This is a genomic window from Bacteroides sp. BFG-606 (assembly GCF_024788145.1).
Classification (GTDB): Bacteria; Bacteroidota; Bacteroidia; order Bacteroidales; family Bacteroidaceae; genus Bacteroides; species Bacteroides vicugnae.
Genome location: NZ_JANUIL010000001.1, coordinates 278,176 through 297,856, shown reverse-complemented (window position 1 = coordinate 297,856; position 19,681 = coordinate 278,176). Strand labels below are relative to the sequence as shown.

The window sequence follows — 19,681 nt, the reverse complement described above, 5'->3', positions numbered from 1 at the left end:
TGATGCTGTATGAAAATGAAAAACAAAAAGAAAATGTGTTTTGGTGTTATTATTGGAACCCGAGCTTATTTTAATGCAGAATTGGCAAAAGATGTTCGTAAACAATTGTTGACGGTACTTACAAATGAAGGTTATGATTATGTTATTTTACCAGAGGATGCGACTCCTACAGGGAGTAGTAGTATCGAAACACGAGAAGATGGTTTGAAAAGTGCTGCTTTATTTCGTGAAAATCGTGAACGCATTGATGGGATCATAGTTTCATTACCGAATTTTGGCTTTGAAATCGGTATAATTAATGCTATTAGTATAGCAGAATTGAATGTTCCAATTTTAGTACAGGCATGTGATGATGAAAATAATAAAGTCGATTTGGATAGCCGTCGTGATGCCTTTTGTGGAAAAATATCAGTTTGTAACAACTTGTATCAATATGGTATACCTTTTACGGATACAACTTTACACACTTACTCTATTTTCTCTGATTTATTAGCTAAAGATATTAATAAATTTGCTGCAATTTGTCGTGTTGTTAATGGACTTCGACATGCTCGTATTGGAGCTATAGGTGCCCGTCCTGCGGGTTTTCAAACAGTTCGTGCAAGGAAAAAATTCTTCAAGCTACCGGAATTACTGTTGTTCCAGTTGATTTATCGGAAATATTGGCAGTTGCTAGCAAAATAGAGAATGACAATTCTGCTTTATTGCAAAAAGTAGAAGATATTAAAAAATATGCGTTAGTTCCGCAAGAATATGATGGGAAACTTATACTTCAGGCAAAATTTGGTTTGGCTGTGGAGCAATGGATGGAAGCAAATGCAATCGATGCTGTAGCTATCCAATGTTGGGACTCTTTGGAACAGAATTATGGTTGTGCAGCTTGCGTAACAATGAGTATGCTAGGAGAAAAACTTATTCCGGCAGCTTGTGAAGTCGATATTGCTGGTGCCGTTTCAATGTATGCGTTAACTTTGGCTTCTGGTCGTCAGTCGGCTTTATTAGATTGGAATAATAATTTTGCAGAAGATCGTAATAAATGTGTTTGTACCCATTGTGGTAATTTTCCCAAATCCTTTGTTATGGATAACATTACACTAGGCACTTTAGGTGTATTAGGAAGGACACTTGGAAAAGTAAATACATTTGGAGCTGTTTATGGGAAGGTTAAACAAGGAGAATTTACGTTTTTTCGTATCTCTACTGATGACACTAGAGGATGTATTAAATCATATTTGGGAGAAGGAAAAATTACTGATGATCCTTACGGAATGGATGGGTGTATTGCAGTAACTAAAGTGAATAATTTGCAGACCTTGATGAAATATATTTGCAAGAACGGCTTTGAACATCATGTAGCGATGTGTCGCGGTAATGTAAAGGATATTTTGGAAGAAGCTATTAATAACTATTTGGGATGGGAACTATATATTCATGTATAATAAATGTGATAATCCATGATATTAATTAATAATTATATATTGGCGATTCTCTGTTGTGTTGTTTGTTGTGTCTGTTGGGGGTCGTGGGCGAATACACAGAAAATGGTTGCTACTGATAATAAGTGGAGTTTTGAGTTGTTCTATTGGGACTTAACTATTGGCTTGTTTTTGACAGCCTCGTTAGCTGCACTTACTTTAGGATCTATGGGAAATGAAGGTCGTACTTTCTTACAAGACTTAGAAGTTTTTGATTGGAAAAGTATTAAATATGCATTTTTAGGAGGTGTTGTTTGGAATTTTGGTAATATTTTTCTGACAGCTGCTATTTCTGTAGCAGGTATGTCTGTGGGATTTCCCATTGGTGGTGGTCTTGCATGGATTGGTGGTATTATTTTCAACTATTTGTTAATAGTTTTTGCAGGTCAAATGTACCCTGGTAATCAAGTATTGTTATGGTTAGGTGTAATAGTTATAATTATAGCTATCTTTATTTGTGGTAAAGCATATGCTAAATTGCCTACAAGCAAAACTAATACACCTAAAATGGGTATATTGCTTGCGATTATAGCTGGTATTGCTATTATGTTCTTTTATGGGTTAGTAGTAAAATCATTGGATCCATTTTATGTTGCAGGAGGCTCTGGTACCCTAACTCCCTACACAGGTATATTTTGTTTTGCAGTTGGTATTTTAGTTACTACACCTATTTTTAATAGCATTGCTATGCGGAATCCTGTAAAAGGTGAAAAAGTAACTATGAAGGAATATTTTGCAGGTAGCGTCAGAACACATTTTATTGGTATATTAGGTGGATTTATTTGGATGGGAGGTATGGTTGTTAGTTTTATGGGAGCTGGAGCTGCCAATCCCGCTATTTCATATGCGTTGAGTAACGCTGCTCCGGTAGTAGCTATGGTATGGGGGGTATTTGTGTGGAAAGAATTCAAGGAAGCACCAAGTGAAATTAACAAGTTGATAGCTGCCATGTTTCTCTTGTTCATTGCAGGATTGATACTTATTACTTTGTCTAACTAAAACATAGGTTGAAACATTTTCGAGATTAATAGAAAAGGAGGAACGAAAAAATCTTTCCTAAGCAGATGAATTTATCTGATATTCTCGGAAATTAAAATATGATTTTATTATGAAAAACAGTTTGAAACATTTTAAAGCGTTTGTATTTATACTATTCTGCTTAAATATACTTTCTTCTGCATTTGCTGTGGAATATATAAATTTTGTAGGAGAAGTATCATCAGTAAATGAGAAAATAAAGGGACAGGTGGTGAGTGACTTGGGAGAACCTTTGATTGGTGCCACAATAGTTCTTAAGAAAACAGGAAAGGGTACAATAACTGACCTTGAAGGTAATTTTTTTATTGATATACCTAAAGGTGAAATTGAATTAGAAGTTTCATATATTGGTTATAAAACCCAAATAGTCAAGGTCAAAGATAGGAAAAACATAGTTGTCAGGTTACAAGAAGATAATGCGTCTTTGGATGAAGTTGTTGTTATTGGTTATGGAAATATCCGTAGAGAGGCTCTAACAGGCTCTGTTTCTTCCATCAGTGGAAAGACTATATCACAAGTTCCTGTAAGTTCTGTCGCTGAAGCGATGGTTGGTAAACTCGCAGGTGTCCAAATTACTACAGCTGATGGTTCTCCTGATGCTGATATTATGATTAGAGTTCGTGGCGGTGGTTCTATAACTCAAGATAACTCACCATTATATATTGTAGATGGCTTTCCCGTAGATAATTTGAAAGATATTGCTCCTACTGATATTGAATCTATTGATGTGTTGAAGGATGCTTCTTCTACCGCAGTTTATGGTGCTCGAGGAGCTAATGGTGTAGTAAATATAACAACAAAACGAGCAAAAGAAGGGAGGACGTCTATTTCTTTTAATTCTTATGTGACTTTAAGAACACTTTCTAAGAAGTTAGATGTGCTTGACCCTTACGAATTTGTATTACTTCAATATGAATATGCACGTTCCAGATCCTCAGAACCTACTTCTTTTATTGACAGATATGGTGATCCTTCAGAATTTTATATCTATAAGAACTATAGTGGTGACGATTGGCAAGATGAAGTTATGGGAGGTACTTCTTTATCTCAATATTATAATGTTACTATCAGTGGTGCGAGTCCTAAAAATCAATATAACTTGAGTTTTACTCATCAAAATTCACCCGGAATTTTGGCTGGTAATGGTTTGCAAAAAACATTTTTAAATTTTAAGTTGAAGAGCCAATTGTTCAGCTTTTTGTCTTTCGAATATAATACTCGTTTTGTTAATACGAAAACTGATGGTGCAGGAACTGATGGAGTTAGCGTTCTTTCAGCTCTTGAATATGCACCTACACAAGGTTTAACAGATTTTATGCAACTTCCACCTGCTAGTGATGATTATACACCTGAAGAGGAAGAGTATGTAACAAGATATAATCCCCGTGAAAATGTTTATCAAAATTGGAAACAAAAAGGAGGTACTTTGTTTAATACAACAGCTGCGTTGAACTTGACTATTTTAAAAGGACTAACGTTTAGAACGGAATTTGGCATAGATTTTAACAATAGTTATCAGAAACGTTTTTATGGATCTAAGAATTCGAATGCTGATAGATATAGTAATGGTATGCCTTATGTTGAACTGACTAAAGTAGAGTCTCCGAAATATAGGCTTGCTAATATATTAACGTATCAATTTGATTTAAAAAAACAACATCATTTTAATTTAATGTTAGGACAAGAACTTAATAATAGTCAGAGTCTAACAAATTTTATGAGTGCTCGTTACCTCCCTATGAGTATTACGCCTGAAAAAGCGTTTGACAATATGACTTTGGGTGAGGCCTATCAGACAAATAGTTCTAAAAGTACTCCTGAAAGATTAGCTTCATTCTTCGGACGACTTATGTATGATTTTAATAGAAGGTTCTATGCAACTTTTACGATACGCGCTGACGGTTCAACGAAGTTTGCCCCAGGTAATCAATGGGGATATTTTCCTGCTGCTTCATTAGCATGGAGAGTCTCTGAAGAAAGATTTCTGAAAAATACATTTGTTTCCAATCTAAAGGTCAGATTAAGTTCTGGTATTTCAGGAAATAACAGAATAGCGAATGATCTTTGGAAATCAACTTATAAATTAAGTTCCTCGAAAGGTCCAGGATGGAATGAAGCTATAAATTCGTATTATACATATGGTTCAGATTATTTACCAAACCCTTCCTTGAAATGGGAAAAAACAATCACGAATAATTTAGGTTTTGATTTTGGTTTTTTTAATGAAAAATTAAGTGGTACATTAGATTTATATGTAAATAATACAAAAGATTTGCTTGTGCCATCATCTATTCCTCAGACAACAGGCTTTTCGCAGCAACAGACGAATGTGGGCGAGACTCAAAATAAGGGTATTGAATTGACATTAAATGCCTCATTAGTCAGGACTCGGAATTTTACGTTAGATGCAAATTTTAACGTCGGAATAAATAAAAACAAAATAGTCAAGTTGGCATCTGGAGAAACTTTATGGAAGAAGTCATCAGGTTGGGCTAGTACAGATCAAACTCCATATGAAGATTATTTAGTGGAAGTTGGTAATTCTGTTGGTTTAATGTATGGTTATACAAATGATGGATTTTATCAAGTTGATGATTTTGATTATAATGAAGTCACAAAAGAGTATGTTTTAAAGGAGGGAGTTGTAGATGGTTCGTCATTAGTTACTCCATATCCCGGAGCACCTAAATTTAAAGATGTATATGAAGATGGTACAATAGATGAAAAGGATTTGTCTGTTATAGGCAAGGCTATGCCTAAATTATCAGGAGGATTTGGCTTGAATGCAACATGTAAAGGATTTGATTTTTCTATGTTTTTTAATTATACTATAGGAAATGATGTTTATAATGGAAATAAAATGCATCTAGTTTCTTGGTGGAGAAATAGTTATAATAATTTATCGACGTTAGTTGACAGCAAACATCGTTTCCGATATTTTGATGATGAAGGTAATGATCTGCGAACTAACCCACAGTTACTTAAAGAGTTTAACAAAAATGCAACGATATGGAATCCTACAAAAATGGGATCTGCATATATGATGTCTTATAATGTTGAAGATGGTTCATTTTTAAGATTAAATACATTAACATTAGGATATACTCTGCCAGTTTATTTTACTAAAAAAATAGGTATCAGTAATCTAAGATTCTATTTTACGGGCTATAATCTTTGGACTCTAACTTCTTATTCTGGTTATGATCCGGAAGTTAATATGATGAATGGTTTAACCCCTGGAATTGATTCCAATAAATATCCAAGAAGTAGAACTTATACATTTGGTGTTAATTTAACATTCTAAAAAAGTAAAAGATATGAATGCAATGAAATATTTATTATTGTTATGTATGGTATCATTATTTGCATGTGATGACTATCTAAATGTGGACTCACCCTCAAATTTTGATAATAATTATGTATTTAATTCTGAAGAAGAGATTTTCAGAGCAGTATCAGGTATTTATCCTCCACTAGTGAATGTTTATAGTGGACGTTGGATTACTTTATTTTTACCTAATACAGATGTTGAATTTAAGGATGTAAGTGAGAGCCCAAGTGCGCGTGGAGAGGATTATCCTTGTTTTGCTCCCACTTCTATTGATTCCAATTTGTCTAGTGTTATGGCTGAATTGTATAAAGCTGTAAATCTTGCAAATGCTATAATTGATGGTATTGAGAATTCTCCTTTATATGCACAAGCTGATCTAGGAAAGGCTTCTAATCTTTTACAATTGTATGGTGAGGCGAAAGTGCTACGTGCAATGATTTATCATGATTTAGTCCGTTCTTGGGGGGATGTGCCATTTTTGCTCAAACCTTCTTCTTCTGATGATGAGATGCAAGTTCCTCCTACAGATAGAGATGTGATATTAACTACATTAATTGAAGATTTGAAGAGTGTAGAACCAGTTATGCAGTATGCAAAAGATATTACTTATGGTGTGGAGCGAGCTTCTAAAGAATTTTGTCAGGGTTTGATTGCGCAAATAGCCTTGACGCGCGGCGGATGGACGCTCCGGCCTAATAAAGAAAATCCGAATGAGGTGGGTACAATGGAACGCAGTGAAGATTGGCAAGAGTATTATCAGATAGCGGAGAAATATTCAGGTAAAGTAATTTTTGAAGGACACCATAATTTAAATGTGGGATATGAAGAATTCTGGCGTCTCGTATGTAACTGGAAAACACTAAATAATGATGATTTTATATTTGATATTCCTGTCTTGAAAGGTGGTGGTAGTGGCGAGTTTTGTTACTATGTTGGTGTTCCAATGGATGAAGGTGATAATAACCCATATGGGAAATCGAGTGGAAGTTATAGTTTATCAACTTTGTATATGCTTTCTTTTGATAAAAATGATTTGCGTAGAGATGTTACCTGTGTAAACTATAAGTATGATTCAAATCTTAATCAGACTGGGCCTACAATGGGAAGTAACCAGTTGGCGGGCATTAAAGATGGAAAATATAGAAGAATCTGGATGGATACCCCTTTGGGTTCTACAACATCAAAAAGTACTGGAGTTAATGCTTCATACATGCGTTATGCAGATGTTTTATTAATGTATGCTGAAGCTGTAAATGAAAACAATAATGGGCCGACTGATGCTGCAAAGGAAGCACTTAAAAAGGTAAGGAGAAGAGCTTTTCCCGAAAAGATTTGGAATGAAAAAGTGGAAAATTATGTAAATTCAAAATCTGATAAAGAAAGTTTTTTTCAAGCTATTGTTGATGAGCGTAAATGGGAATTTGGCGGTGAGAATAAAAGAAAATATGATTTAGCCAGATGGAATTTATATGGAAAAGTCATAGTGAATTTCTATAAAGAAGCCATTGCTATGGGGAAAAATGCAAACGGGCTGGAAGCGAATAAATATTATGACGTTCCTGATGTATTTTATTACAAACAAATAGATGACCCTGATAGGCCGGGTAAGAAAAAGATAGAATATTTAGGATTGTATGAACGTTTGTCTGTTGCACCTGTGGGGTATTCTTCTAAACCTTTCGCTAAAGCGTTTATGACACAAAATGCTGTAACACTTGAATGGGAACCATGTGCAACATTAAAAAGATGTTTTCGTGGATATTTTACACCGGAAACAGTAGAGGCTATTGATCCGGAGAAAGATCCTGTTCCGTATTTGATGCCATATGGAACACTTTTCTTGTCTTCAAATTCAAATCTGAAAAATTATTATGGGTTCAAATAATTTAAAATGAATAATTATGAATAAAACATCTACTTTCTTTAGAAAGCTATTAAGTATTCTGCCGATAATCATTTTATGTTTTGCATGTAGTGATAGTGAACGGCAGTTTCAAGAGGGCATATTTAGACCGAAGTTAGTAGCAGGATATCCTATTGTGGAAGCAAATACATTTAAATTATTATGGTATCAGGTAGATAATGCAGAGTCATATACGGTACAGGTATTTAAAGATGATTTATATACAGACTTGATTGACGAGGTGACCATATCTGAAACTTCTTATAAAAGTCCTAAATTGCCTTATTCTACACTTTTTTATGTAAGATTGAAAACTAATACTGCAAATGATATTTCTTCGATATGGTGTGAGGTCAAAATAGCTACGGATGATAGAGCTATACCTTCTATCTTGAATGAAGTGGCAGATAAGAATATTTCGGAAAATGGAGTAGTAATAACATGGAATGTTAATGATGAGTATCCTGTTGACAGTATAACTGTTTCTAAATTAGAGGTAAATGAGGATGGAACCTATTCTAAACCAATTGAAATAGAGTTGACAGAAGAGCAATATTTACGTGGCTCATATAATATTTTAGGATTAAAGGAAGCTACAACTTATGTGGTGACTGTCTATAATTCAAGGATTGAGGATGTGTATGAAAGGCCATATAATTCTATAAAATTTAAAACAGCCGGTCCACCGGAAGGTTCAATTGTAGTGAATCCAGATGATGATTTGAATGCTATCTTGAAGGCAAATGAGGCGAGGGAAGATATACCGGATGGGCAAGCATATTATATAAAAGGAGGAGCATCTTTTGATCTCGAGGGATACTCATTTACGAAAGGATTTCAATTAATTGGTGTTGTAGGAACTACTACTACAATTAATGTTAAGTCTCCATTTACTCCAAATGGAAATTCTGCCGGGAAAATTATCTTTACCAATATTAGCTTACAAGGTGAAGTGGCATTGATTATTAATGAATTGTCAGATGGATTGAATTATATTTGGCAAGGTCTCAAAATAGAAAAATGCTCTATTTCAGCATTCCCATCTGGATTTGTTATGGTTAATTCATCAGTTGGGAACAATAAAAGAATTATAGATATTACTATAGATGATTGTGTTTTTCATGATATGGAGGGGGGAGCTTTAGTTGCAACTGACAAGTTCAGCGATTTGAATGGTGTCATTGCAATTGATAAAATTTCAATCACTAATTCTACATTTATGAATTCGCCCAAAATGACCCTATTGTTTTTACCGGATGCTTATGGTAATTCAAAAACTGATATTGAATTGTTTATGCAAAATGTTACAGTTTTTGAGGCTTTAGGTCAACCTGGTTCTGGGGCACGTGTTATACAAGCTAATAAACTTCAGAAGACATCCCAAATAACTATCTTGAAATGTTTATTTAGCAATGTGGAAAATGCTTATAATGATACGTATGCTTTTTATGAACTGTGTCTTTCTGGAAGTGCAGTGACTACATATAAGGACAATTATCGTACAGGTAGTGCATCTGAATCCTCAAGAAATAGTAAAGAAATAACGACCAACTTGAACGTTCCTCAAGAAGATTTATTTGTAGATTATAGCAAGGGGATCCTACAGATAAAAGACCCGTCTTCTGTAATATATTTAAATAATATTGGTGATCCAAGGTGGATTGAATAAAAAGTAAAAAGGGGTAGTGAAATATTGTGTCTCTCTACCCCATACACACATATTTTATTAAATAATCATGAGGATAAAAGCTTTTTTGATAGTATGTTTATTTGTTAGTATTTTGTTTGCTTGTACCAATAAGGAGCAGTTTGTAAAAGCACGTATATTGGTAAGTACAGATATTGGTGGGACAGACCCGGATGATAATCAATCAATGGTTCATTTATTAATGTATAGTGATCTTTTTGATTTGGAAGGATTAATCTCTTCTCCCTCTTTTGGCGATGGCTCTAAGGAGGAAATATTGCGTATGATTAGTTTATATGAGAAGGATTTTTTTAAATTGCAGAAGCATGCTGAGAATTTAGTAGAACCTGAAATATTGCGTAAATTATGTAAACAGGGGAGAAAGGGAAGAGCACCATTAAAAGGTTTCTCGGACGCGACAGAAGGTTCAGAATGGATTATTCACTGTGCTCGTGAAAAAAGTGAACGGCCTCTTTGGGTGTTAGTATGGGGAGGACTTGATGATTTAGCTCAGGCTTTACATGATGCTCCAGATATTGTACCGAATATCCGAGTTTATTGGATTGGTGGTCCTAATAAGAAGTGGAGTGTCAATGCATATACATATATTGTAGAAAACTTTCCTAATCTTTGGATGATTGAAAACAATGCTTCTTATCGTGGATTTATAGGGAATAATAAGAAAGATAAGTTTAATGAACTATATTATGAAGAATGTATAAATGGCGCAGGAAATTTAGGTACAGACTTTAAAAATTACTATAATGGCAATGTGAAAATGGGAGATACTCCTTCTTTATTGTATATAATGGATGGGGATCCTAGTGATCCTTTGGGTGAATCATGGGGAGGAAGTTTTGAGAGAATTTCTTATAGTCCGCGAAAGATCTTTCATCGTAATACTACATTGAGAGATACAGTTTCTGTTTATTCAGTTATCGAGTTTCATTTTAAGGGACCAAAGATTGATAACAATATTGAAACACCTTGTTTTACATTTCGTATTGACAAGCAAGATTGGGATGGTTATTATTTGGGTGATGGTAAATATTGTGTTAAATATGTGCCTAAAGCACCTGCTGTTTTGGAATATCAGATCATGTCAGAAATTAAGGAACTTGATGGAATGAAGGGTGAATTTGTCGTTGATAAAATGTGGCCGGGGTATATAACAAAAGATGCATATCAACTAGGCGAAAACTGGTATACAGATAAAGCTGAACTATCTCTCTTTGAGGGACCATGGCAAGGCTTTAAAACTGTAGCAAAATGGAAAACTACGGTTCTTTTGGATTGGGAGAAGAGATGGAACTGGTTAAAATAAATTTTGCTTTTATTTTTCTGGATAAATTGTAATAACCTTTATTGTTCGAATTATGAATAAAATAATGCGTTTTAACAATTGAGGGTATAATTCTATCTATGGTGGAGAGAAATCTATTAAGGGAGTAAAATTTTGCTTTATTTAGTGCGAGTTTTGCTTCTAATCGCAATAAAAACTCCTAAGGTGGGTATATATCGAAATCTATTTTGAATAATATATAATGAAAATTATTGTAATAATAATGCGTAAAATGAATTTAATAAAGGATTGTATGTTTTTATCTTTTGTTGGCATATTGATGACATGCAGCTGTTCTTCGTCTTCGGATGCAGAGAATTCTATGACTGATGAGGTCGAAGATGGGGAAGTAACTGAAGTTTTAGCTTTTCCTACAGCGGAGGGATATGGTAAAAACACTGTAGGTGGTCGTGGAGGTGTCGTTTATGAAGTAACAAATTTGAAGGATGATGGAAATGGCAGTTTGCGTGCCGCTGTCGAAGCTTCAGGACCTAGAACTGTTGTGTTTCGTGTTTCTGGTATAATTGAATTGAAAAGTCCATTGAGAATTCGGAATCCGTATATTACAATTGCAGGTCAGACTGCTCCAGGTGATGGCATTTGCTTGAAGAATTATCAAATTACAATTGACGCTAGTGAGGTTATTATACGTTATATAAGAATACGTTTAGGCGATAATATAGACTCTGCACAAGATGCTATATTCTGCCGTTATTATAAAAATATTATAATAGACCATGTTTCTGCTAGTTGGAGTATTGACGAGTGTATTTCTATTTATCGTTGTGATAATGTGACTATCCAATGGAGTATTATTGCCGAAAGTTTGTATAAATCAAAACATGAAAAAGGCAATCATGGCTTTGGTGGTATATGGGGATCCAACAACAGTACCTATCATCATAATTTATTGGCTCATCATACTAGTCGTAATCCGCGTTTTTCAGATGGATCCGGATATAATGATTTTCGTAATAATGTGATTTACAATTGGGCTTACAACAGTTGTTATGGTGGAGCTGGATTTGATTCTAGCATGCCTGAATATAATAGTTTTACAGTAAATATAGTTGCTAATTATTATAAACCTGGACCTGCTACACGTCCAGATTGGACAAGTTATCGTATTGCTAATCCTACCACATTGGATTCTAATGGTAATCCGTGTTATGGTAAATGGTATATAGCTGATAACTATATGGCAGGTAATGCAAAAGTTACAGCCAATAATTGGGATGGAGGTGTACAAATTAGTAATGGGGACCTGTTGCAGTTGAAATTGAATAAACCTTGGAATTCCATGCCTATAAATCAGGAAACACCTGCGGAAGCTTTCGAATCAGTCATGTCTAATGCTGGTTCTATATTGCCTAAGCGTGATTTGGTTGATGAAAGAATTATAGCTGAGGTACGGGGTGGATATGCTACTTATGAAGGTAGTGGTTATAAGACTGATGGAAAGCCTATTCCGGATATCACTAAGAAATGTGGCATTATTGATACTCAAGAGGATGTTGGCGGGTGGCCTGAATATAAAAGTTTACCTGCGCCTGTTGATACAGACCATGATGGTATGCCAGATGAATGGGAAAAGGAGAAAGGACTGAACCCCAATGATCCTTCTGATCGTAATAAGATTGCCAAAAATGGATACACATATCTCGAAGTTTATTTAAATAGTATACAATGAGTGATATATAACTGCATATCAATTATTGTGCAAAGGTGATGTTTAAGTAAAAATCTAATGGCTTTATGTGGTATTATAATTGAATAGAATATATAAATATCTGAATATGAAAGTGTATAGTAATATTTGTATGTATTTGTTTTTGGGGATATTATTGATCCCGTTTACATCTGTTTATGCTTCATTTAAGCAAAAGCCTAGAGTTATTGTACTAACGGATATAGAGAACGAACCGGATGATGCAATGTCACTAGTTCGTTTCCTTACATATTCTAATCAATGGGAGGTAGAAGGTATTGTAGCGACGACATCCATTCATCAAAAAAAGAAAATAGCTGCTTGGAGACTTCGAGAAATTGTAGAAGCATATGGAAAGGTTCAGCCTAATCTTTTGAAACATGAACTTGGGTATCCAACTGTTGATCATCTGCTCTCTGTGATTAAAGAAGGACGAGCAGATTACGGTATGTATGCTGTTGGAAAGGATATGGATTCTACGGGATCAGAATTAATAATAGAATCTGTTGATCGAGAGGATGAACGTCCGGTTTGGATATTAATATGGGGAGGACCTAACTGTTTGGCACAGGCCTTATGGAAAATTAAAGAAACCCGTCCTACTAAAGATGTAGAAGCTTTTGTTAAGAAACTTAGAGTGTATTCCATTTCCGATCAGGATGATAGTGGTGTTTGGATTAGAAAAACATTTAAAGACTTATTTTATATAGTGAGTCCTGGTTATCATCGTTTTGGAGGTTATCATTATGGAACTTGGAGTGGAATCAGTGGTGATAAATTTCATGGACGTTTTACTGGAGCTGACTATGCTATCGTAGATAATCCTTGGATGGATAAGCATATTCGTTGTAAGGGACCTCTGGGAGCACAATATCCTTCTATGAAATTTCTGATGGAAGGCGATACGCCTACATTTTTATATTTGATAGATAATGGTCTTGGTAATCCAGAGCACCCGGATTGGGGGAGTTGGGGAGGACGCTATGAGTTTTATTTACCTAGGACTGAACGATGGTTCATTGAACCTGAAACTCGTCCTATTTGGACAGACGTACAAGATGAAGTTATGGGGAATGATGGCTTTTGGCATACTAGTAACAAGGCTACTATATGGCGCTGGAGAGAAGCTTTTCAGAATGACTTCTCAGCCCGTATGGATTGGACGATCAAAGATTACAAAAATGCTAACCATCCTCCTATTGTTCGTATGACTTGTCCCAAAGAGATAATAGCTAAAATAGGAGATCGCATAGAATTGAATGCAGAGAAAAGTATTGATCCTGATGGTGATAAATTGTCTTATCATTGGTTTTATTATCCAGAAGTAGGCACTTTCAATATTGCAGCAGCACGTACAGGCAATCCTCTTGAGATAGAAGATTCGGATAAGGGTAAAGCTTGGTTTGTGGTGCCAAAGAGTGAAAGGTTGGGGACAATACATATAATCGTAGCTGTTACTGACAATGGAACTCCTGCGTTAACAAGATATGGACGAGTAATTATAGATGTAAAATGAAAAAGGAGCTATTAATAACTGTTGGGTTGTGTTTATGCTTTGTCATATTGAATGCACAACAGAATTTGGATGGATTATCATGGCGCAAAGTTGCTTGTAGTATGCCAGAGACTTGGTACGGTACAGAACAAGCGAAGCATATTGCAGATAAAGTCTTGCTTTATCAAACAGAAATAGGTGGGTGGCCTAAAAATACAAATTTTCACACGAATGTTAATAGTGAAGAGATGAGTAAAATACGAACATCAGGAATTGGAGCTACATTTGATAATGAAGCAACGATAATGGAAATGCGTTTTTTAGCCAAAATTTATACTCATAGAAAAGAAGAAAAGTATCGCAACTCTTTTCTTAAGGCCTTTAATTACATATTATATGCGCAATATGATAATGGTGGTTGGCCACAGTTTTGTCCTGTTCGAAAAGGAAAAAGTGTAGCTTATTCAGGTCATATAACCTACAATGATGGTGCTTATGTGAATATAATGAATCTTTTAAAAGATATTTATGAGGATGCTCCTTCCTTGAGTCCTCTTGAGCTAGAGGAAAAAATAAAAAAACGAGCAAGACAGGCTTTCGACAAGGGGGTAGAATGTATTTTGAAAACACAGATCCAAGTGAATGGATTGCCTACAGTTTGGTGTGCGCAACATGATGAGCAGACTCTTAAGCCTGCTAAAGCACGTGCCTATGAATTGCCATCTTTTAGTGGAGTCGAATCTGTAGGAATTGTATTACTTTTGATGAAAATACCTAATCCTTCACCTGAAATTATTGCTTCGATAAAGGGAGCGGTCAAATGGTTTGATGAGCATAAAATTGTTGACATGAAATTTGAACGATACCGTGATGAGCAAGGAGAAAGAAATGCTAGGCTTGTTCCATCTAAAGGTGAAAGGGTGTGGGGCAGATTTTACGATTTGGAAACAGAAAAACCTTTTGTTTGTGATCGTGACGGAGTAAAGAAAGATAATCTAAATGAGATTGGTAAAGAACGTCGTGGAGGATATACATGGTATGATTCTGCACCCGATAAAGTGCTTGACGCATACCCGGAATGGCTCATGAAAATAACTAGTAAAGAATGATAAATACCTATCCGAAAATGTTGTTTGTATAAAAAGCGAAAACGATTGTCGTTATTTGTAGGGTTTGTTTTATAACTCTGAATGTAGTCCATTATAGATTGTGTTTTGGTTCATAAGTAGCTATGATTACTATCTCTATATTGGTGATGGAATATGTGTTAGAATATGTTGGTAAGAATACTATGATGAAAGGGTTAGGTGATTGGGGGCTGGGTTGATGGTTCTCTTTATGAAAGAAGTGAGCTTGCCTTCGTATAAATCTTGTTTTGTAAGAGTCTTGAAACCATACTTTTCTACTTGAGAATAGTCGGAGATAGTGTTAAGTTGACGAATATGCTTTGTTGGAATGGGGTGAAAGGAAAATTGGACTCCATTTCTGAATGAAGATATGAAAGCTATCGTACAAAGTAGAGTGAATGGTAAGTAGAGTAAGATTGTGGCACGCTATAGAGATGTTTATTTGTATTTATTAATCTATAATCTGTATTTATTATGAAGATGAAGGGTGTTTTATACCAAGTATTTGTACTGATTTTGTTGATGGTATTTGTGGGAAATGGAGCCATTGCACAAGAAAAAATGTATTTGCGAATGGCTGATTCTGAAATGAAACGTTTTCCGGAAGCATGGCGGATAGATAGTGTAAAACGCCCTGTTTTCGGATATTGTCATGGTGTTGTGACGCTTGCTATGCTTAAAGCATGGAAACAGGCTAATAATAAAAAATACTATCAATATGTGGAGCAATATGCCGACATGATGATAAATGATGAGGGAAAGATCATGAATTATGATTATATCAATGGTAGGCATAATATTGATATGATTAATGCAGGTAAAATATTGTTTGATGTGTATGAGCAAACAAATAACCCCAAGTACAAAAAGGCAATGGATATGCTTTATAATACTATGCTGAGTCATCCACGTAACTCATTAGGTGGTTTTTGGCATAAGGAGATATATCCTTGGCAAATGTGGCTTGATGGTTTGTATATGGGTTCTCCTTATTTGGCACAGTACGCGGTTGTTAATAATAAACCCGAACTGTTAAATGATGTAATTATGCAATTTGTTATAGTAGAGAATTTTATGCATGATTCTATTACTGGATTGTATTTTCACGCTTGGGATGAAAAGAAAATACAAAAGTGGTGTGATCCTGAAACTGGATTATCTTATCATTTTTGGGGGCGTAGCATCGGATGGTGGTTTATGGCTTTGGTTGATGTTTTGGATTTTGTTCCCCAGAATCACCCATTACGTGAAAATCTACTTTTTATGGTGGAAGGGCTGGCCGATTCTCTGTCTAAATATCAGCATGATGGACTTTGGTATCAGATAGTAAATCTAGGAGATCGTGAAGGTAATTATGAGGAAGCTTCGGCTACTGCTATGTTTATGTATTCTATAGCCAAAGCTGTAAACAAAGGGTACCTTGCTAAAAAATATATGAAGATTGCCGTCGATGCTTATGATGGCATAATGAAGAAACTGATTCGTATTGATGCCGATGGAACGGTTAATATTACTCAGTGTTGCATGGTTGCTGGTTTAGGAGGAAATCCTTATCGTGATGGCAGTTTTCAATATTATATAAATGAGCCGGTTCGTGATAATGATCCGAAAGCTATTGGACCTTTTATAATGGGCTGTATTGAATTAAATAAATAAGAAAATGAAGAACGTAAGTATATTAATTGCACTTTTTGTGATAAGTTGTAGTAATACTATAAATGCCGCGACTTCAAATTGGGGGATGGCTAATAAGATAATCAAGAGTATAAAGAAAACTTCCTTTCCAAATAGAGAATATAATATTTTAGATTTTGGAGCTGTGCCAAACTCCACTGAATTAGCTTCTGAAGCAATTAATAATGCTATTATTGCTTGTAATCAAAATGGGGGTGGTGTCGTAATTGTACCAAAAGGGGAATTTTTGACAGGTCCAATTACTCTTAAAAGTAATGTGAATTTCCATTTAGAGAGAGGTGCAGTTGTGAAATTCTCAACACGGCAGGAACTTTATTTTCCTCCAGTATTAACACGCTGGGAGGGGATTGATTGTTATACAACTCGCCCAATGATATATGCTTATGGAGAAACTAATATTGCGATTACTGGCTATGGAACTATTGACGGACAGGGCTCCAATGATAATTGGTGGCCATGGAATGGTAATCCGAAGTTTGGTTGGAAACCGGGCATTCCTTCACAAAAAAGTGGAAGCCGTGATAGACTGCAAATGTATTCAGAAGGAGCTGTTCCTGTGGCAGAACGTATATTTTCTTTAGAAGATGGATTAAGACCGCAATTGATTAATTTTTACTCTTGTAATTTAGTGTTGATTGAGGGAGTCAGACTTCAAAATTCGCCTTTCTGGGTGATACATCCTGTGTTTTGCAAGAATCTTATTGTACGTGGAGTACATATTAAAAGTTTAGGACCTAATGGTGACGGATGCGATCCGGAGTCATGTTATAATGTTCTGATAGATGATTGTTATTTTGATACAGGTGATGATTGTATTGCAATTAAGTCTGGGCGTAATGTTGATGGACGTAAGTGGAATATTCCAAGTGAAAATATTGTGATTAAAAATTGCACAATGAAAAATGGGCATGGTGGAGTCGTAGTTGGAAGTGAGATTTCCGGAGGGTTTAAGAATCTTTTTGTAGAGAACTGCAAAATGGATAGTCCTGAATTAGAGCGTGTTATTCGTGTTAAAACGAATAGTTGCCGTGGTGGTGTGATAGACGGTATTTATGTGCGAAATATTAAGGTTGGTCAATGTAAGGAAGCTGTGTTAAAAATCAATTTGGATTATCAGCATGATGAAATTTGTAGTCGAGATTTCCCTCCTTCAGTAAAAAATGTCTTTTTAGATAATGTTCAATGTGATAGGAGCCGCTATGGAATACTGATTATAGGTTTAAGAGATACTTTGAATATAAATAACATACAACTTTCTAACTGTCGGTTTAATAATGTAGAACGAAAATATGATATCAAAGGTGCTTCCAATGTTAGGTTTCATAATTTATTTATAAATGGTGAGAATGTGGGGAATAAAGATTGAAACTGCATTGTGAGAAAAGTTGTTATTCTTAATAGAAACAGGTTACAAATTATAGACAACAGTGAGAAATAAATGCATAATGAAAAAGATTCTACTTATAATTTACTCATTAGGAATTCTTCTATTACCAATACAAGCAAAGTTTAATGTTGATCTGCCTTGGAGTAATGGAAAGTTAATAGTCTCCGATGAAGGCAGATATTTGAGGCATGAGAATGGAGTACCTTTTTTTTGGTTGGGAGAAACGGGATGGTTGATGCCGGAACGTTTAAATCGTGATGAGGTTCGTTTTTATCTACAGAAATGCAAACAGGCTGGATATAATGTAGTGCAAGTACAAACAATAAATGCTGTGCCTGCCATGAATGTGTATGGGAAGTATTCTATGGTAGACGGATTTGTTTGTAACAAGGCAGATCATTCTAATGAATATGGATATTGGGAGCATATGGACTATATAATTAAAATAGCAGAGGAAAATGGTATCTATGTTGGGTTGGTTTGCATTTGGGGGGGCTGGTAAAAGGAGGGCTTATGAATGTAGAACAAGCTAAATCCTATGGTAAGTTTTTAGCTGAACGGTATAAAAATGCTCCTAATATAGTTTGGATAATTGGAGGAGATATACGTGGAGATATAAAAACTGAAGTTTGGGAAACCTTGGCACATGCTATTAAATCAATTGACAGGAATCATTTAATGACATTTCATCCATTTGGGCGTACTGTTTCGACTACATGGTTCAACAATGCTGATTGGCTGGACTTTAATATGTTTCAGAGTGGACATCGCCGTTATGGGCAACGTAAAGGGGATGGGGATTATACAATTCAAGATAATACGGAGGAAGATAACTGGCGCTTTGTGGAATATAGCTTGTCTCAAAAACCATTAAAACCCGTACTTGATGCTGAACCGAGTTATGAAGACATTCCGCAAGGGTTACATGATATACGAGAGCCTCGTTGGATGGCTACTGACGTGCGTCGATATGCTTATTGGTCTGTTTTTGCGGGGGCTTGCGGGCATACTTATGGAAATAATAATATTATGCAGTTTTATCGTCCGGGGCTAGTTCCTTCTTATGGAGCGAATAGGGCTTGGTGGCACGCGTTGGAGGATGCGGGCTTTAATCAAATGCAGTATTTGAAAAATCTGATTCTTGCATTTCCTTATTTTGAACGTATTCCTGACCAGACTATAATTTCAGGTCAAAATGGGGAACGTTATGATCGTGTAATAGCTACCCGGGGGGAAGATTATCTGTTGGTATATAATCATACGGGATGTCCTATGGAAATAGATTTGGACAAGATTAGTGGAGAGAAGAAAAATGTATGGTGGTATTCTCCGAAAAATGGTAGCTTAAAATATGTGGGAGAATATGATAGTAAAATTACTCGTTTTTATAGTGATACTAGTTATGCAAGGGATAGTGACAGAGTATTAATTGCCGTGGATATAAATAAAGAATATATTAGCAAATATTGGAATGAAATATTGGTTAAATAAAA

General features: G+C 35.3%; 10 protein-coding genes and 2 pseudogenes. All 12 read left to right on the top strand.

Going from position 1 to position 19,681, the window contains the following annotated elements; translation table 11 throughout:
* Positions 1-15: 15 nt before the first annotated feature.
* A pseudogene (locus tag NXV01_RS01160) lies at positions 16-1,439 on the top strand (L-fucose/L-arabinose isomerase family protein).
* Positions 1,440-1,454: 15 nt separating this feature from the next.
* Positions 1,455-2,474, top strand: coding sequence for a GRP family sugar transporter (locus tag NXV01_RS01155; protein ID WP_259011193.1), 1,020 nt, complete (start codon positions 1,455-1,457; stop codon positions 2,472-2,474).
* Between the two features lie 109 nt (positions 2,475-2,583).
* Positions 2,584-5,817, top strand: a complete 3,234-nt coding sequence (locus tag NXV01_RS01150) for a TonB-dependent receptor (RefSeq protein ID WP_259011192.1) — start codon at positions 2,584-2,586, stop codon at positions 5,815-5,817.
* A gap of 13 nt (positions 5,818-5,830) precedes the next feature.
* Entirely contained in the window at positions 5,831-7,729 is a 1,899-nt protein-coding gene (locus NXV01_RS01145; RefSeq protein WP_259021574.1) for a RagB/SusD family nutrient uptake outer membrane protein, read from the top strand.
* A 16-nt stretch (positions 7,730-7,745) separates the two neighbouring features.
* Positions 7,746-9,416, top strand: a complete 1,671-nt coding sequence (locus NXV01_RS01140; protein ID WP_259021573.1) for a DUF5123 domain-containing protein — start codon at positions 7,746-7,748, stop codon at positions 9,414-9,416.
* A 67-nt stretch (positions 9,417-9,483) separates the two neighbouring features.
* Positions 9,484-10,758, top strand: coding sequence for a nucleoside hydrolase-like domain-containing protein (locus NXV01_RS01135; protein ID WP_259021572.1), 1,275 nt, complete (start codon positions 9,484-9,486; stop codon positions 10,756-10,758).
* Between the two features lie 250 nt (positions 10,759-11,008).
* Positions 11,009-12,466, top strand: coding sequence for a pectate lyase (locus tag NXV01_RS01130; RefSeq protein WP_259011188.1), 1,458 nt, complete (start codon positions 11,009-11,011; stop codon positions 12,464-12,466).
* Positions 12,467-12,572: 106 nt separating this feature from the next.
* Positions 12,573-14,000 carry a DUF1593 domain-containing protein gene (locus NXV01_RS01125; protein ID WP_258978483.1) on the top strand — a complete coding sequence of 476 codons (1,428 nt, stop codon included), beginning with the start codon at positions 12,573-12,575 and terminating at the stop codon, positions 13,998-14,000.
* Complete coding sequence (pelA, locus tag NXV01_RS01120; RefSeq protein WP_258978482.1) at positions 13,997-15,088, top strand: pectate lyase; 1,092 nt, start codon at positions 13,997-13,999, stop codon at positions 15,086-15,088. The genes NXV01_RS01125 and pelA overlap by 4 nt, the downstream gene beginning before the upstream one ends.
* 492 nt (positions 15,089-15,580) lie before the next feature.
* On the top strand, positions 15,581-16,762 hold the full coding sequence (locus tag NXV01_RS01115) for a glycoside hydrolase family 105 protein (protein WP_259021570.1): 1,182 nt from the start codon (positions 15,581-15,583) through the stop codon (positions 16,760-16,762).
* Positions 16,763-16,766: 4 nt separating this feature from the next.
* Positions 16,767-18,167, top strand: a complete 1,401-nt coding sequence (locus NXV01_RS01110; protein WP_258978480.1) for a glycoside hydrolase family 28 protein — start codon at positions 16,767-16,769, stop codon at positions 18,165-18,167.
* A gap of 79 nt (positions 18,168-18,246) precedes the next feature.
* Positions 18,247-19,679: pseudogene (locus NXV01_RS01105) on the top strand (glycoside hydrolase family 140 protein).
* Positions 19,680-19,681 lie beyond the last annotated feature (2 nt).

What these genes read in the sequence shown, in the direction of transcription:
- NXV01_RS01110 (WP_258978480.1), top strand. Translation starts at nt 16,767, where the DNA reads ATGAAGAACGTAAGTATATTAATTGCACTTTTTGTGATAAGTTGTAGT.
- NXV01_RS01155 (WP_259011193.1), top strand. Translation starts at nt 1,455, where the DNA reads ATGATATTAATTAATAATTATATATTGGCGATTCTCTGTTGTGTTGTT.
- NXV01_RS01150 (WP_259011192.1), top strand. Translation starts at nt 2,584, where the DNA reads ATGAAAAACAGTTTGAAACATTTTAAAGCGTTTGTATTTATACTATTC.
- NXV01_RS01135 (WP_259021572.1), top strand. Translation starts at nt 9,484, where the DNA reads ATGAGGATAAAAGCTTTTTTGATAGTATGTTTATTTGTTAGTATTTTG.
- NXV01_RS01130 (WP_259011188.1), top strand. Translation starts at nt 11,009, where the DNA reads ATGAATTTAATAAAGGATTGTATGTTTTTATCTTTTGTTGGCATATTG.
- NXV01_RS01145 (WP_259021574.1), top strand. Translation starts at nt 5,831, where the DNA reads ATGAATGCAATGAAATATTTATTATTGTTATGTATGGTATCATTATTT.
- pelA (WP_258978482.1), top strand. Translation starts at nt 13,997, where the DNA reads ATGAAAAAGGAGCTATTAATAACTGTTGGGTTGTGTTTATGCTTTGTC.
- NXV01_RS01115 (WP_259021570.1), top strand. Translation starts at nt 15,581, where the DNA reads ATGAAGATGAAGGGTGTTTTATACCAAGTATTTGTACTGATTTTGTTG.
- NXV01_RS01125 (WP_258978483.1), top strand. Translation starts at nt 12,573, where the DNA reads ATGAAAGTGTATAGTAATATTTGTATGTATTTGTTTTTGGGGATATTA.
- NXV01_RS01140 (WP_259021573.1), top strand. Translation starts at nt 7,746, where the DNA reads ATGAATAAAACATCTACTTTCTTTAGAAAGCTATTAAGTATTCTGCCG.